We start from the raw sequence: 15,585 nt of genomic DNA, 5'->3' as shown, positions 1-15,585 counted from the left end.
ACGGTAAAAAATCGTGTTAAAACAGCCTAGCCGGTGTTGCGCAGACCTGCCGCTATGCCCGCCATAGTGACCATTAACGCCCGAGAAAGATCGGCGCTGATCGCCCCGTCGGCGTCGCGATTACGCTGCAGCAACTCCGCCTGCAAACCGTGCAGCGGATCGATGTAGGGGTTGCGAACATCGATCGCCTGGCGAATCAGCGGCGTGTTTTCCAATAGCTTCTCTTGCTGAAGAATATCCAGCACTGCTTCTTCCAACGACGCGAAGCGCTGGCGTAACTTTTTACCCAACGCCTTCAGTGAGGGCTCGTCGACCAAGCGGTGCTCGTAGTAAGCGGCAATGGCGACATCGGCTTTGGCCAGCAGCATCTCCAGCATGTCCAGATAGGTGCCAAAGAAAGGCCACTCGTTGCGCATCTCCTGTAGCACATCGCGTCCACCGGGCTGCTCCAAGCGCCGCGCAAAGGCTTCGCCGCTGCCCAGCCACGCGGGTAGCATCAGGCGAATCTGCGTCCAGGCGAAAATCCATGGAATGGCGCGCAGGGTTTCCACCCCGCCATCCTGGCGCCGCTTGGTGGGGCGTGAACCCAACGGCAGCCTACCCAAGGCGCCTTCCGGTGTGACCGCGCGGAAATAGGGTACGAAGTCTGGGTCTTCACGCACCACGCCCACATAGGCACCATGCGCTACCTTGGCGAGCTGATCCATCTCTTCACGCCAGTGCGGTTCCGGTGCACGCGGTGGCAACAGCGTGGCTTCCAGCACTGCACAGGCATAGATCTCCATGGAGCGCAGGGCAATATCGGGTTGGCCAAACTTGAAGCGAATCATCTCGCCCTGCTCAGTCACCCGCAGACTGCCGTTTACCGAGCCTGGAGGCTGGGAGAGTATCGCCGCATGGGCCGGACCGCCACCGCGGCCGACGGTGCCGCCGCGGCCGTGGAACAGGGTTAAATCGACACCGTGTCGGTTACACACATTGACCAGCGACTCTTGAGCACGGTACTGCGCCCAGGCAGCGGCCAGCTGGCCGGCATCTTTTGCCGAGTCGGAGTAGCCGATCATGACCTCCTGACGGTCATCGATCAGCGAACGGTAGCCCGGTATCGCCAGCAGCTGATCCACCACATCGCCTGCGTGATCCAGGTCGTTAAGGGTTTCAAACAGCGGTGCAATAGGTAGCGTTACCTGCCCCCCGACCTCTTTCATCAGCAGTGCTACGGTGAGCACGTCCGAGGGTTCAGCGGCCATGGAAATGATGTAAGTTCCCAGCGCTTCGGAGTGCTCCTGGGCGATAACTTTGAAGGTATCCAGCACTTCGCGGGACTCGGCGGAACACTCCCAGCGGCGCGGAATCAGCGGGCGACGTGAGGCCAGCTCCTCAAGCAGAAATTCCTGACGTTTGGCTTCGTCCCACTCCTGGTAGTGACCCAGGCCAAGGGAGCTTGTTAGCTCTTCAATGACCTGGGCATGGCGACTGGCTTCCTGACGTAGGTCAAGCTTGGTCAGCGTAACGCCAAACACCGCTACTCGGCGCAGCGTATCCAGCAGCGCGCCGTTAGCGATGGTGTCGAGGCCCACATCACACAACGAACGGTAGCAGGCGAGCAGCGGTGAGTAGAGCTGATCGCGGGTTTCAATAATCGGCCCGCCGTCGTAGTTGCGCCCTTCCAGTTCGGCCTTGGCCCAATCCCGGGTCGACTCCACCTTAGCCAGTAGACGTTTCAACACTTCGCGGTACGGCTCGGCTACATCACCCGCCTCAGCTTTGAGCGCGCTATTGGCCTTCCACATGGAGAGTTCGGTTTTGAGCTGTTCAAGATCGCGCAAATAGAGGTCGGCGGCCATCCAGCGGCCAAGCAGCAACACTTCACGGGTCACTCGGGCGGTCACGTTGGGATTGCCGTCGCGGTCGCCGCCCATCCAGGAGGCGTAGCGTATCGGCGCGGCGTCCAGGGGCAGGCGCTCACCGGCGGTATCCAGCAGCAGGTTATCCAAATCTCTATGGAAATCTGGCACTGCCTGCCACAGGGAGTTTTCAATTACCGCAAAGCCCCACTTGGCTTCATCCACCGGGGTGGGCCGCTCGTGGCGAATCTCGTCGGTGTGCCACGCCTGGCTAATCAGCTCCTCCAGGCGGCCCTGGGCACGGGTTCCACGCTCTGGGTAATCTTCGGAGCTCTCAATGGCGGTTAAGCACTCATCGATGGCATCATATTTTTGAATCAAGGTTCGGCGGATAACTTCGGTGGGGTGCGCGGTGAGTACCAGCTCAACGCGCATATTGGCGAGGGTCTCGACCAGTTTACGCGGTGAGTTGCCCGCCTGCTCGGCACGCGCAAGCAGTTCCCCGAGCACCGGCTGGGAGCCGGGCTTGTAGTCCTCTACCCGGCGAAAGCGCGCCCGATAGTGCTGTTCGGCAATGTTCGCGAGGTTTAAGAACTGGTTAAACGCCCGGGTGACCGGCAGCAGATCCTGCTCGGGAAGCTCACGCAGGTACTCGATCAGTTCGCGCTGCTGCAGTGAATCGCCCTGGCGCCCGCGCTTGGCGTGGGCGCGAATGGTTTCAATTTTATCGACAAATGCTTGGCCCAAATCGTCGGCAATGGTTCGCCCCAGGCTGTCGCCCAGAATACGCACATTATCGCGCAGAGATTCGTGTAGGTCGTGACTCATTGGCATGGCCTCCTTGCAGGGGTCGCGTCATTATTAGATCAGGAATGGGTAGATTGTTTTTCTTCTGCTTTGGCTGCCTGCCAGTGGGCTTCCATCTCGTCTAGGGAAGCCTCTATTAATGGCCGCTGGGCAGCGCTAAGCTCGCGCTCGACAAAACGAAAGCGGCGCTCGAACTTGGCATTGGTAGCGCGCAGGCACTGCTCTGGATCGGCATTCAGCGTGCGGGCAAGATTGGTCACTGCAAACAGCAAATCGCCGACTTCTTCCTGGGCGTGCTGTTGATCACCGGCGGCGAGCGCCTCTTCTACTTCCGCCAGCTCTTCACGAATTTTAGCCACCACGCCGCGCGCATCGGGCCAATCGAAGCCTACTCGCGCGGCGCGCTTGGACAGCTTGGCAGCGCGGCTAAGGGCGGGCAGCGTGCGCGGCACATCGTCTAGCACAGAGGGCCGCTCAACGGCTCTCTCGGCACGCTCCTCGGCCTTCAATAACTCCCAGCGGCTGTTGACCTGCTGAGTTTGCACCTCTTCGGCACTCACTCCTGGCGGGCGGCGGGAGGCCAGCGTGCCCTCCGGAAACACGTGCGGATGGCGGCGCAGCATTTTGGCGGTCAGCGTATCGACGATATCGGCAAAGTCGAAGCGCTGCTCTTCCGCGCCAAATTGAGCGTAGTAGACCACTTGAAAGAGCAGATCGCCCAGCTCGCCGGGCAGTTCGTCAAAAGCGCGTCGCTCGATGGCATCGGCGACCTCGTAGGCCTCTTCCAGGGTATGGGGCACAATGCTGTCCCAATCCTGCTGGAGATCCCAGGGGCAGCCCTGTTCCCGGTCGCGCAGCACCTGCATTAGGGTCAGCAGATCATCGATACCATGGCGCATTATGCCCCTCCCTTGCGAATTTGTTGTTCCGGGTCGGCGTTGCGCAAACGGCGCACTTCGGTAACGTTGGGTAACTGCTGAATGCGCGAGAACAACCGCCCCAGGGATTCAAGGCCATCGACTTCCAGGGTAATACGCAGCCGGGCAATGCCTTCATCGGTGTCCGTTAGCGTGTTCACGGCAAGCACGTTGACTTTTTCATTACCGAGCAGGCCCGTGACATCGCGCAGCAGCCCGGAGCGATCCCAGGCCTGAATCTCGATGGTCACCGGGTAGCGGGTCTGGGCGCGTTCGCCCCACTCCACTTCGATAATGCGCTGGGGTTCGTCCAGCCGCAATTGCAGAATATTACTGCAGTCCTGGCGGTGAACGGTGACGCCGCGCCCCTGGGTAATAAAGCCGATAATCGGTTCGCCAGGCACCGGACGGCAGCAGTTGGCCATACTGGTTTTAAGGTTGCCGACGCCGAGCACCGTGATATCGCTTTTGGTGGCTTTGCTGGATTGGCGCTTAGGTTTGGCGAGCAGGCGATCGAGCTGCTCTTGGTCGTCGGTTTCACCAAACAGTTGCTGAGCCTGGTGCAGCACCTGACCGATACGCAGGTCACCAGCGCCGATGGCCGCGTACATGTCCTCGGCGTTTTGGTAGTTGACCGCCTTGGCCAGCTTGGGCAAATCGAGACCTTCCACATCCAGGCGGCGCATTTCACGGTCAAACAGCACGCGCCCCTCGTCCAGGTTTTGATCCCGTGCCTGATGTTTGAACCACGCCTGAATTTTGGCCCGCGCCCGGGAAGTGCGCACATAGCCCAGACTGGGGTTTAGCCAGTCGCGACTTGGGCCACCTTTGGTAGCGGTTAGAATTTCAATTTGCTGGCCGGTTTTTAATTTATAGGTGAGCGGCACAATGCGCCCATTAATCTTGGCGCCTCGGCAGCGGTGGCCAATTTCGGTATGCACCCGGTAGGCAAAATCGATCGGTGTGGCAATCCGCGGCAGATCAATCACATGACCGTCGGGAGTGAAGACGTAAATGCGGTCAGGGGCCACATCGCTGGAGAGCCCTTCGCGCAAATCGCCAAAGCCACCCACCTCGTCCTGCCACTCCAGTACCTGACGCAGCCAGGCAATTTTCTCTTCGTAGCTACGGCTTTTGGCGTTGGTATCGTGGCCTTTGTAACGCCAGTGGGCGCAAACGCCCAGCTCCGCTTCGTCGTGCATGGCGAAGGTGCGAATCTGGATTTCGAGCACCTTGTTTTCCGGCCCCATCACGGCGGTATGCAGCGACTGATAGCCGTTCTTTTTGGGGTTGGCGATATAGTCGTCAAACTCGTTGGGCACGTGGTGCCAGCGCGAGTGAATAATCCCCAGCACGGTGTAGCAGTCCGCCACTTCCGGCACCAGAATACGCACTGCGCGCACGTCATGAACTTGTGAAAAATCGATCCGTTTGCGCTTCATTTTGCGCCAGATCGAATAGATATGCTTGGCTCGCCCATCCACGTCGTAGCGGTGGATGTGCTGAGCTTCCATCAAGCCTTTGATGGTTTCGACCACATCGTGAATATAGCGGTCGCGGTCAAGGCGTTTCTCCGCCAACAGCTTGGCAATCGCCTTGTACTCATCTTCGTGCAGGTAGCGAAACGATAGATCTTCCAGTTCCCACTTAAGCTGACCGATGCCCAGGCGGTGGGCCAGCGGCGCATAAATATCGGCGACTTCACGAGCCACCAGTAAACTTTTTTCCCGGGGAGCGTCTTTTACCTGGCGTAGTGCGCAGGTGCGTTCGGCAATCTTAATGAGTGCCACGCGCACATCACCGACCATATTGACCAGCATCTTACGCAGGTTTTCCTGCTGATTGTGTTGGCCCATGCCATGGTCAGGCGCCAACGGGTAGCTAATAGCGGCCATTTGCAGCACGCCATCAATCAGACTGGCCACTTCTTCGCCAAAGCGTTTTGTCACGGACTCAAGGCTCAGCAGCCCTTCCCGCACTGCACGGTAGAGAACGGCGGCCTCAAGCGTGGCTTGGTCTAGCTTTAACTCACCAAGGATATCGGCCATTTCCAGGCCCATGCGAAAACTAGAGCCTGGCGATAGCCATACGCGATGGGTGCGCGGGGCTTCAAGCTCCAGTTGTTCGGCGAGTTCACAGGCGCCGACTAGACGCTCAGGCTCAGGTAGGCGCACATCCTCCTGCAGGCGCGTTAACCACTGCTGTATATCCACCTTTCCGCCCGCGGTTAGCGGCTGGTCTTCACGCACTTTCACCATGACAATTACTCATCCTTTCAGGGAGACGGTCTCTGCACGACCGCCACCGTGGCTTGATGCGATGGGGAAACGTCTAGTCCCCGTATTCGAACAGCATCAGCGTTTCCATATGCGCAGTGTGAAGGAACATATCCGCCACTGCTACTTGCTTGACCCGGTAACCCGCATGCACAAGATGTGCCGCATCCCGAGCAAGCGTCGCCGGATCACAGGAAATATAGACCACCCTGGGCACCGGGTGATGCGCCAGCGCCTGACAAATAACTTCGGCGCCGCTTCGCGGCGGATCGAGCACAAGCGCATCGCTACCGCCATGAACGGTCAACAGCTCCTTAACGCTGGCAGCGCTGTTTAAATCAGCCTGCTGACCGCTGACCATCAGTTGGTTGCGCTTAGCGTTAATCGCAATGCGCGCCACCATGGCAGGGTTACCTTCCACTGCATAAACCTCAGCACCCGCTGCCGCTATGGGTAGGCTGAAATTACCGATACCAGCAAACAAGTCGAGTAATTTTTGCCCCGGCTTAGGCGCTAACCACTGGATGACCTGGGCGACCATTTGCTGGTTAACCGGGGCGTTGACCTGTAAAAAATCTCCCGGTGCAAAACTTAGGCTAAGCGGTGGTTGGCCGGTAACGGTTAGCGACTCTTCAAGCGCCGGCGCTGCGCCATGCCAGTGCAGTGTGGGTGTTTCTCGCCCCAACCAAGTGCCCAGCGCCACTCCCTGCTGCTGCGCAAAGGCTTGCCAGCGTTCGGCGTCCCCGGTGTGCTCTTTTAACTGACGAACCAACACGACCTGCGCGGTCGCCGTTGCCAATAATTCGATGTGCCCTACCTGGCGCGGCGCCTCTAACGTACCCAGCAGCTCACGCAGAGGTGTTAATAGGCGCTGTAAGGGATCGACCAACACCGGGCAGCGTTCAATATCCACCAGGCGATGGCTATGGGCGGCACGAAAGCCCAGGCGCGTAGTGCCTTGGCTGTCGACTTTGACCCCCAGCCGTGCGCGGCGCCGATAGCCCTGATCGCTGCCTTGAATCGAGCCGATCTCGCTTAGCGTTATACCCTGGCGAGAAAACAGATCGCGCACTACTTCTCGTTTATGGTCGCGCTGGGCATCGACACTTAGGTGCTGCAGATCACAACCGCCACAGTGCCCAAAATGCGGACAAGGCGGCTTGACGCGCAGCTCGGAGGTGGTCAGCAGCGATTTGATATGCGCTTCATCAAAGCGTTTGCGAGTGAGATGAATGGCCACTTCGACCTGCTCACCGGGCAACGCCTTATCAACAAAGACCGTTTTACCGTTGGCTGAGTGGGCAACGCCACGGCCATCGTGCGCTAAGCGCTCAATCACCATAGGAGATGTGTCACCCGTAGCCGCATGACGCGTTTTGCCACCAGGCGTGCCCGCTAGCCCAGAGTGGCCTGACGCGGGCCTGGGCGGCCGCCGTTTTCCCAACATGGCCATGGTTATACTCCTGGGGCAAATAGGCCAGTGGAGAGATAACGATCACCACGGTCGCAGACGATAAACACAATCACCGCATTTTCGGTTTGCTCCGCGATACGTAGCGCGCCCGCGAGACTGCCACCCGATGAGACCCCGGCCAGAATGCCCTCTTCACGGGCCAGACGGCGCATATGCTCTTCGGCCTCTTGTTGGCCAATATCAAGGGTGACATCCACCCGCGGCGCTTCAAAAATAGCCGGCAGGTACGCTTGTGGCCAGCGACGAATGCCGGGAATACTGGCGCCATCGGCGGGCTGCAAACCGACAATCTGAATAGCCGGGTTTTGCTCTTTCAAATAGCGCGACACCCCCATAATGGTGCCCGTGGTGCCCATCGAGCTGACGAAATGCGTCACCTCGCCCCCGGTTTGCTCCCATACTTCGGGACCGGTGGTACGATAGTGGGCCAGCGGGTTATCAGTGTTGGCGAACTGGTTTAGCGGCTTGCCTTCGCCCCTGGCGATCATGCCATCCGCAATATCCCGAGCCTCTTCCATACCGCCCGCTTTGCTGGCGGAAATTAATTTAGCGCCATAGGCCGCCATTGCCTGCTTACGCTCTTCCGAGGCGTTTTCCGGCATAACCAGCACCATCTGGTAGCCCTTAATCGCGGCCGCCATGGCTAGCGCAATACCGGTATTACCTGAGGTCGCCTCAATCAGCGTATCACCGGGGGCTATATCACCTCGGGCTTCTGCTTCATTGATCATTGAGAGCGCGGGGCGGTCTTTAACCGACCCAGCGGGATTATTGCCTTCAAGCTTGGCCAACAGGGTATTGTTACGCCCCGCGCTAATGCGCTTAAGGCGTACCAGGGGCGTGTTGCCAACCACATCTTCTATTGTGGGATAGCCCTTAAGATCGTTCATGAATGTTCCTTATCGTCACCGTTATGCTGCATTATATCGGTGCTGCCTTAGGCTGGACAGGCAACCTCATTGAATCAGCGAGCTTCTTTTCATGTCTTTGAATACCCGACTGCTGTTTGCGTTACTCGGTTTCCCGCTCCTGGTGTACGCCATGATGGCCGTACTGCTGGTTATACAGAGTGATACGCAAGCTCGCGAGGCACACCAAACGCGGTTAGAAAGCGTCGGCGAGCTGCTCGCCCCGAACCTTGCTGCTGCGGTCGCAACGGGTGATGAGCAACGTCTGGAAGCCCTGTCGCGTCAACTCCTTGCTATGAAAGGACTGCGAGCGGTTGCGCTATTTGATGCCCAGGGCGACCGTCTATTATTACTCGGGCAATCCAACCTACCACCGCTAAACGCCCCAGATGATCAGCAATTGATTAAGCAGCAGGATGCATGGCGACTGCGCTTGCCACTGAACCCTCCTCAAACAAGTGTCAGCCAAGCTGGGGACAGCCGCGTTGGCTGGCTAGATATCGAGATGGATACCCGTACGCTAACCCTTGGTCGCTATAAGTTGATTGCCAGCCTTAGCTTGGGTGGCATGCTGCTTGGCCTGCTGCTGTTTTTAGTCGCTTTTGCGATCAGTCGCTATACCACCCGCCCGCTGGAAGAAGCCAACCAAGCCCTTTATCGGCTATCCCGCGGCGACTATCGGCTACATCTGGCGCCCTCTAATGCCACAGAACTCCATCACCTGAGTAGCTATATTAACGCCCTGGCCGAGCACTTTCAGCAAGCCCAGCGGGATATGCAAACGCAAATCGAGCAGGCCACCAGCGAGCTGCAAGAGTCCATGGAAACCATTGAAGAGCAGAATATCAAGCTCGACTTGGCCCACCGCAGCGCGCTGCGGGCTAATGCCGTGAAGTCTGAATTTCTGGCCAATATGAGCCATGAGATCCGCACACCACTAAACGGGATTATCGGTTTTTGCCGGTTACTGGGACGCTCATCACTGGATACGCGCCAGCGGGAGTGGCTGCAGCACGTACACCGCGCTTGCGACAATCTGCTGATGCTGGTTAACGACGTGCTCGACTTTTCCAAACTTGAGGCTAATCGCCTCACCCTGGAAGAGACAGACATCGACATTGTCGCACTGGTCGACGAAGTGGTCGGGCTACACGCCCCTGAAGCCCAGCGCAAGCAACTGCACTTGGTGGCCATGGTATATGACGATGTGCCTACCCCGCTAACCGGTGATCCGCTGCGTATTCATCAGGTATTGAATAACTTGATTGGCAATGCGCTTAAATTCACCCAGCAAGGCGAGGTGATCGTGCGTGTCATGTTGGATAATTTAGAAGGCCAGCATGTGGTGCTTAATCTGAGCGTCAGTGACACCGGCATTGGCCTCAGCGACGCCCACCAGGAGGCTCTCTTCAGCGCCTTTTCCCAAGCAGAACCAAGCCACTCACGGCAATTTGGTGGCAGCGGCCTTGGGCTTACTATCTGCCGCCAATTGATTGAACGCATGGGCGGCGAGATTGGCGTGGAAAGCTCGCTGGGCAAAGGAACCACTTTCTTCTTTACGCTGCCCATGCTGGCTCATAAAGCGGCCGAGCGACCTCCAGAAATTAGCTTGGCCAATCCGACCATTCGCCTATATGAAACTCATGCTCCAACCCGCCATGTACTGGAGCACTTGCTAGAGCGCTGGGAAGCACAACCCATCGCCTTTGATGTCTCCGAGCCAGCGAAATTGCTGATATTGGGGCTTGAGCACAGCGACTTTAGCCCCGAATGGCACGCTCACTGGCAAGCGGTGATTGATCAAACACCCTGCCCCACATTGATTTTAGCCAATGGCAATAGTTTTGACCTGCCGCCACTGCACTTAACCCATGGCGGCGAGACACTCTACAAACCTTTTTCCCGCGCGCAGTTGGTAACGACGCTCAAGCAGCTACTGCTATCTACGCACGTGCCGAATAAGAGCGAACAGGAGCTCCCCGCGTTACCAGCGGCGTCTCAGCCACTCAAACTGCTGATTGTCGATGACAATGCACCCAATCGTGAGCTGCTCAAAAACCTACTTGAAGACCCTGCCCTCCATGTCTCTACGGCGGAAAGCGGCCACCAAGCGTTAGATTTCGCCCGTACCAGTAACGTCGACATGGTGTTAATGGATATTCGTATGCCGGGGATGGATGGCGTACAAACCACCCAAGCATTGCGCCGGTTGAGTAGCACCTGGGCCCGCTGCCCCATTATTGCCGTTACCGCCCACGTGCTCAGCAGTGAACGCCAGCAGTGGCTCGCGGAAGGTCTTGATGACGTGCTGGTAAAACCCATTGACGAAACACAGCTAGCACAGTTGCTCAACCGCTTTTTGGGGGTGACTCATCGGCTGACCGCCAGCACTGCAGAGCCGCCCTATCCACAGCACGACATTAACGCCACCCAGAGGCCACGGGTTAGCCATGCGGCACCGGCCACGCTACCCATTATTGATCTGGAGATTGGCGCACGTTTAGCGGGGGGTAAGGAGCACCTGGCACGAGAGCAGCTAAAACGTCTGATCGACAGCTTGGATGAGAGTGAACAGCATATGCGCGCCGCTTTTGGTCAACAGCATTTGCCCACGCTGCTCGATTGGGTACATGGTCTCAATGGCGCTAGCCGCTACTGCGGTGCGCCCGAGTTGGCCTTACTGGTAGAGACCCTGGAAACTCGCCTACGCACCAGCGGCTTAGACCATGTTGAGGGGCTATTGGAAGACCTTTACCGAGCAATGGCCCGGCTGCGAGCACTGCGCCCGCAACTGGTTAGGCATTGATTGAACAGGCTTCAAGGCGTTGCCCATTAGATGCTTGGAATAAATGACATGAACCCAGCATTGGCTGATCTGGCGGCGAGCTGTTAACGCTCTAACACTACAAAAGCCACCGCATACTCGGCTTCATCGCTCAGGGTAACGTGGCTAGCGGTGACACCCGCCGCTAGCAATAGCCGCTCGGCTTCGCCATTAAGCAGGAAATAGGGCTTACCCAAGGCATCGTTCAACACCTGAATGTCCCCCCACTGCAGTCCTTGGCGCAGGCCTAAACCCAACGCTTTTACAAATGCCTCTTTGGCAGCAAAGCGTTTGGCCAGAAACGCCGCGGGTTGGGCTTTGTGTAGCCAAATCGCCTGCTCATCGGGGCCTAAAATTCGCTCAGCAAAGCGTGGCCCGTGCCGTTTCATGGCCCGCGTAAAACGCTCCACACGGGCAATATCCGAGCCAATTCCCACAATCATCGCCTTAAAAACCTCTGAATAGACAACCTCTGATCAGTACCCGCAACAGCCATTATGAACATGCACAGAGTGGTTTTCATGCTCATGGTCGTGAGCATCGAGAGCCGCCATTAAGCCCGCCTCTTGGCCAGCGATGATCAAGCGTTTCATCTCCTGAACGGCCTCTTTGAGGCCCACAAACAGCGCACGGGCAATAATGGCATGGCCGATATTGAGCTCGTTAACGCCCGGCAGCGCCGCAATCGCTTCAACGTTATGGTAATGCAAACCGTGACCGGCATTGACCACTAAACCCAGCGAGATAGCGTGAGTCGCTGCAGTCGTTAAGCGATGATACTCTGCATTCGCTGCATCGCTACCGGGACGCGCTTCTGCGTAAGCGCCCGTGTGCAGCTCAATCGTCGGTGCACCGGCGCGCTGGGCAGCATCAATCTGCTCCACGTCAGGGTCGATAAACAGGGATACATCGCAACCCGCCGCACTTAGCCGTTGGCAAGCGCTGGCAATGGCGTCAAAGCCGCCGACAACGTCAAGACCGCCTTCGGTGGTCAGCTCTTCGCGTTTCTCAGGTACTAAACAGACATGGGCGGGGCGCACTTCTTCAGCCAGTGCCAACATCTCTTCAGTGACAGCCATTTCCAGGTTCATGCGCGTATTAAGCATTTCGGCCAGAATGCGTACATCGCGGGGCTGAATATGACGCCGGTCTTCACGCAAATGCACCGTAATGCCATCGGCACCCGCCTCTTCCGCAACTAATGCCGCCTGCACGGGGTCAGGGTAGCGAGTACCTCGGGCTTGGCGAAGTGTCGCAATATGATCGATATTGACGCCTAACAGTATCCGAGGGGGGTGCATAGTGCCTCCAGCGCAGCGATAAAATAAGAGTTTGTGAACACAAAATTTAAAACAAATCAGGGCCGATGACGACGCCGCGCTAAATCAAGCATCAGTTCCCGTGAACGTAAAACGGTAGTCCCCAGATGGGGCGCAAGCGCCGCGCGCATTACCGCTTTGAGCGCATTGGCAAGCCCTTCATGCTGCCAGTCACCCTGTTCAATGTAACGTAGCGTTCTGCCGTCGAGGCCACGCTCAGCAGGTATGAATGCCCGGCTGGCGGTGTCAAAACGGTAGCGGAGCTGGGGATCCAAAACACTACCCTCTGGTGTCGCAAACTGCGGCGTGGCCTCGAGCGCCTCTAGCAGCGCCCACTCATAGCGGCGCAGCGCCAATGCGCGCTCCGCTGGTGCTGGCAGTGCTTCCAGTAGCGCGGTATAAAACGCGAAAACGTCAGGCGCCGGCAGTTCTAACGGCAGCAGCCGGGTGGCGATCTCATTGGCGTAAAGCCCGCACAGCAACCCCTCCCCGGCCAACAGCGCCGTCTGGCCGCGAGACTCCATCAACGTTAGCCGCTTTAAATCGCGACTGCCCTGCCAGGTCACGAACAGTGGCGTAAACGGCTGCAGGCGTTGGCGCGATTTAGAACCGGGCCTTTGCCCACCATGGGCCACAGCACGCACTCTGCCGTGATCAAGCGTTAATAGATCCACCAGCGCACTGGTTTCACGATAAGGCCGACGGTGGAGTAAAAAAGCCGGCTCTGGCGACATCGCTACCTTCAATCGAGGTCGTAACCCAAGCTTTTCAAGGCGCGCTCGTCATCCGACCAGCCGCGTTTTACTTTCACCCATAAATTGAGCATCACTTTGGTACCCAGGGCGCGCTCCATATCCAGGCGCGCTTCACGACCAATGCTCTTGAGACGATCGCCGTTTTCACCAATTAAAATGACTTTTTGGCCTTGGCGCTCAACGAGAATAAGCGCGCTGATATGCGTTACACGCTCTGTCTCGCGGAACTCTTCAATTTCAACGGTCATCTGGTAAGGCAGCTCATCGCCCAGCTGGCGCATCACTTTTTCACGCACCAGCTCAGCGGCCATAAAGCGCAGGCTTTTATCGGTAATCTGGTCTTCAGGGAAGAAGTGGACACTTTCAGGCAGGTGTTTGGCCACTTCCTCTTCCAGAGTATCGACCTGAGTGCCATGCTTGGCTGAAATCGGCACGATAGCGGCGAAGTCGCGGCGAGCACCGACATCCGCCAGCCAAGGCAGCAAATCGCCCTTTTCGCCCAGACGGTCGACTTTATTAACCGCCAAAATCACCGGCGCTTTTACATGCTCCAGGCGCTTCAACACCGCTTGATCTTCTTCCGTCCAGCGGGTGCGGTCGATAATAAATACTACGCAGTCCACATCACGCAGGGCCTGGGTAGCCGCCTGGTTCATAAAGCGGTTGATCGCTTTATTACGATCCTTGGACATGATGTGCATGCCCGGCGTATCAACATAGATGAACTGCGTCTCATCAACCGTTTTAATACCCATGACCTGGTGGCGCGTGGTTTGTGGTCGCCGTGAGGTAATCGATATTTTCTGCCCCAGAATACGGTTCATGAGGGTCGATTTGCCCACGTTGGGTCGGCCGACGATGGCAACGAATCCGCAGGTTTGGCTCATGATTTATCTCCAGGGCTTTTTTCGAGGTACGACAGCGCTTCTTCTGCCGCCTGCTGTTCAGCATGACGGCGGCTTGGGCCTTTACCAGTGGTATGCTCAGCCAACAGGTCAATGTAGCACTCCACGGTAAAGGTCTGGGCATGCGCCTCGCCCTTTACGCAGACAACTTCATAGCGCGGCAACGCGGCTTGACGCGACTGCAAAAACTCCTGCAACCGTGTTTTGGGATCTTTTTGGGTATCTTGTAAAGAGATATTACCCAGCCTTTCCGCGTACCAGTCCAACACCCGGTTGCGCACCACATCCATCCCAGCATCCAGATAGATAGCGCCAATAATGGCTTCGACCGCATCCGCCAAGATCGATTCACGACGATGCCCGCCACTTTTCATCTCGCCGGAACCTAGCCGCAAGCATTCACCGAACTCCATTTCACGGGCCAGTTCCGCTAGGGTTTGTCCTTTCACCAGTCGCGCGCGCAGGCGCGAAAGCTGTCCTTCACGGGCCTGAGGAAAGCGCTGAAACAGCGCCTCGGCGATGACAAAGTTGACGATGGAGTCACCTAGAAACTCCAGGCGCTCATTGTTACGACCACCGAAGCTGCGGTGGGTCAAGGCCAACTCCAGTAGCGTATCGTCGCCAAAGGTATGACCGATTCGTCGGCAAAAAGCGTTCAAGGAATTACTCACAGCTCTCCTACGTCATTGACGTTAACTAAAGTGACATAACTGACTAAATTCAGCACACGCAGCGTCTTCATTCAATGCGCCGCACGCTGGTAAAACTTGGCAACCCGCCATCCCAGTGCATCCACACCGCAAAGGCGCGGCCCACAATGTTCTCTTCCGGCACGAAGCCCCAATAGCGGCTGTCGTTGGAGTGGTCACGGTTGTCCCCCATCATGAAATAGTGCCCTTCAGGAACCTCCACTTCACGCATTTGCGGGCCAGGGTCTCGCGGGTTGTTATAAATAAAGTGCTCGGTGTCGCCAAGGCGCTCTTCTAACAATAGCTGCTGGGGCGAACCATCGGGCCCATCCTCGATCAGCTCTTTGGCCACCGGTTCGCCGTTAACGTAAAGCTGCTTTCCCTCATAGCGGATATGATCCCCTGGCATACCGACCACCCGCTTGATGAAGTTCACCGAAGGCTCGTCGGGGAAACGAAACACCATCACATCGCCACGCTCAGGATCATCGACTTCGAGAAAGCGGGTGTTGACTACCGGTAAGCGTAAGCCGTAGGCAAATTTGTTGACCAGAATAAAGTCACCCACTTCAAGCGTAGGCCGCATTGAGCCAGAGGGGATCTGAAAAGGCTCAATGATAAAACTACGCACCACCAGCACCACCAGCAGCACCGGGAAAAATGAACGGGCGTAGTCAACCGGCCACGGCTCATTAAGTAGCTTTTCGCTGGTAACTGGATCCAGCCCTTCCTGGGTATTGGCCTCTGCGGCGGCGAAGCGTTGGCGGCGCTTGGGCTTTAATAGCCACACGTCCAACAGGTAAATAACGCCCGAAAGCGCAACGGCAAGTACCAGCAGTAATGAAAAATCCATGAGTGGTGTTC

Annotated in this window: 12 protein-coding genes; 1 reads left to right on the top strand and 11 read right to left on the bottom strand. The window is 57.3% G+C overall.

From position 1 onward, the window contains the following. Positions 1–26: 26 nt before the first annotated feature. From ppc to cysM, 5 genes are all read right to left on the bottom strand, one after another. Complete coding sequence (ppc, locus tag YERSI8AC_RS09890; RefSeq protein WP_089690692.1) at positions 27–2,675, bottom strand: phosphoenolpyruvate carboxylase; 2,649 nt, start codon at positions 2,673–2,675, stop codon at positions 27–29. A 38-nt stretch (positions 2,676–2,713) separates the two neighbouring features. After that, positions 2,714–3,553 (bottom strand): nucleoside triphosphate pyrophosphohydrolase, encoded by an 840-nt coding sequence (mazG, locus tag YERSI8AC_RS09885; RefSeq protein ID WP_022523833.1) that lies wholly within the window; start codon positions 3,551–3,553, stop codon positions 2,714–2,716. After that, the gene (relA, locus tag YERSI8AC_RS09880) at positions 3,553–5,829 is read right to left on the bottom strand and encodes a GTP diphosphokinase (protein ID WP_027959135.1); all 2,277 of its coding nucleotides are present in this window, start codon (positions 5,827–5,829) and stop codon (positions 3,553–3,555) included. The genes mazG and relA overlap by 1 nt, the downstream gene beginning before the upstream one ends. A gap of 73 nt (positions 5,830–5,902) precedes the next feature. Next, positions 5,903–7,300, bottom strand: coding sequence for a 23S rRNA (uracil(1939)-C(5))-methyltransferase (locus YERSI8AC_RS09875; protein ID WP_022523835.1), 1,398 nt, complete (start codon positions 7,298–7,300; stop codon positions 5,903–5,905). Between the two features lie 2 nt (positions 7,301–7,302). Further along, entirely contained in the window at positions 7,303–8,211 is a 909-nt protein-coding gene (gene cysM / locus YERSI8AC_RS09870; protein WP_009286444.1) for a cysteine synthase CysM, read from the bottom strand. 91 nt (positions 8,212–8,302) lie between these two features. Here cysM and YERSI8AC_RS09865 point away from each other — a divergent pair, with 91 nt between their 5' ends. Further along, positions 8,303–11,035, top strand: coding sequence for a response regulator (locus YERSI8AC_RS09865; RefSeq protein ID WP_022523836.1), 2,733 nt, complete (start codon positions 8,303–8,305; stop codon positions 11,033–11,035). 83 nt (positions 11,036–11,118) lie between these two features. Here the strand turns inward: YERSI8AC_RS09865 and acpS are convergent, their stop codons facing one another. The 6 genes from acpS to lepB form a co-directional block, all read right to left on the bottom strand. Further along, on the bottom strand, positions 11,119–11,496 hold the full coding sequence (gene acpS / locus YERSI8AC_RS09860) for a holo-ACP synthase (protein ID WP_022523837.1): 378 nt from the start codon (positions 11,494–11,496) through the stop codon (positions 11,119–11,121). A gap of 33 nt (positions 11,497–11,529) precedes the next feature. Continuing rightward, positions 11,530–12,354, bottom strand: a complete 825-nt coding sequence (gene pdxJ / locus YERSI8AC_RS09855; RefSeq protein ID WP_022523838.1) for a pyridoxine 5'-phosphate synthase — start codon at positions 12,352–12,354, stop codon at positions 11,530–11,532. 56 nt (positions 12,355–12,410) lie between these two features. Then, the gene (gene recO / locus YERSI8AC_RS09850) at positions 12,411–13,106 is read right to left on the bottom strand and encodes a DNA repair protein RecO (RefSeq protein WP_022523839.1); all 696 of its coding nucleotides are present in this window, start codon (positions 13,104–13,106) and stop codon (positions 12,411–12,413) included. 8 nt (positions 13,107–13,114) lie between these two features. Then, positions 13,115–14,014, bottom strand: coding sequence for a GTPase Era (gene era / locus YERSI8AC_RS09845; RefSeq protein ID WP_009286442.1), 900 nt, complete (start codon positions 14,012–14,014; stop codon positions 13,115–13,117). Further along, positions 14,011–14,703: a ribonuclease III gene (gene rnc, locus YERSI8AC_RS09840; protein ID WP_009286441.1), complete on the bottom strand. Its 693-nt coding sequence runs from the start codon at positions 14,701–14,703 to the stop codon at positions 14,011–14,013. Before rnc ends, era begins: the two co-directional genes overlap by 4 nt. Positions 14,704–14,770: 67 nt before the next feature. Further along, positions 14,771–15,574, bottom strand: a complete 804-nt coding sequence (lepB, locus tag YERSI8AC_RS09835; protein ID WP_159176667.1) for a signal peptidase I — start codon at positions 15,572–15,574, stop codon at positions 14,771–14,773. Positions 15,575–15,585: the final 11 nt, after the last annotated feature.

Origin of the sequence: Halomonas sp. 113, assembly GCF_904067645.1 — a bacterium.
GTDB classification, from domain to species: domain Bacteria; phylum Pseudomonadota; class Gammaproteobacteria; order Pseudomonadales; family Halomonadaceae; genus Vreelandella; species Vreelandella titanicae.
This window is presented reverse-complemented; position numbering and strand designations above follow the sequence as displayed.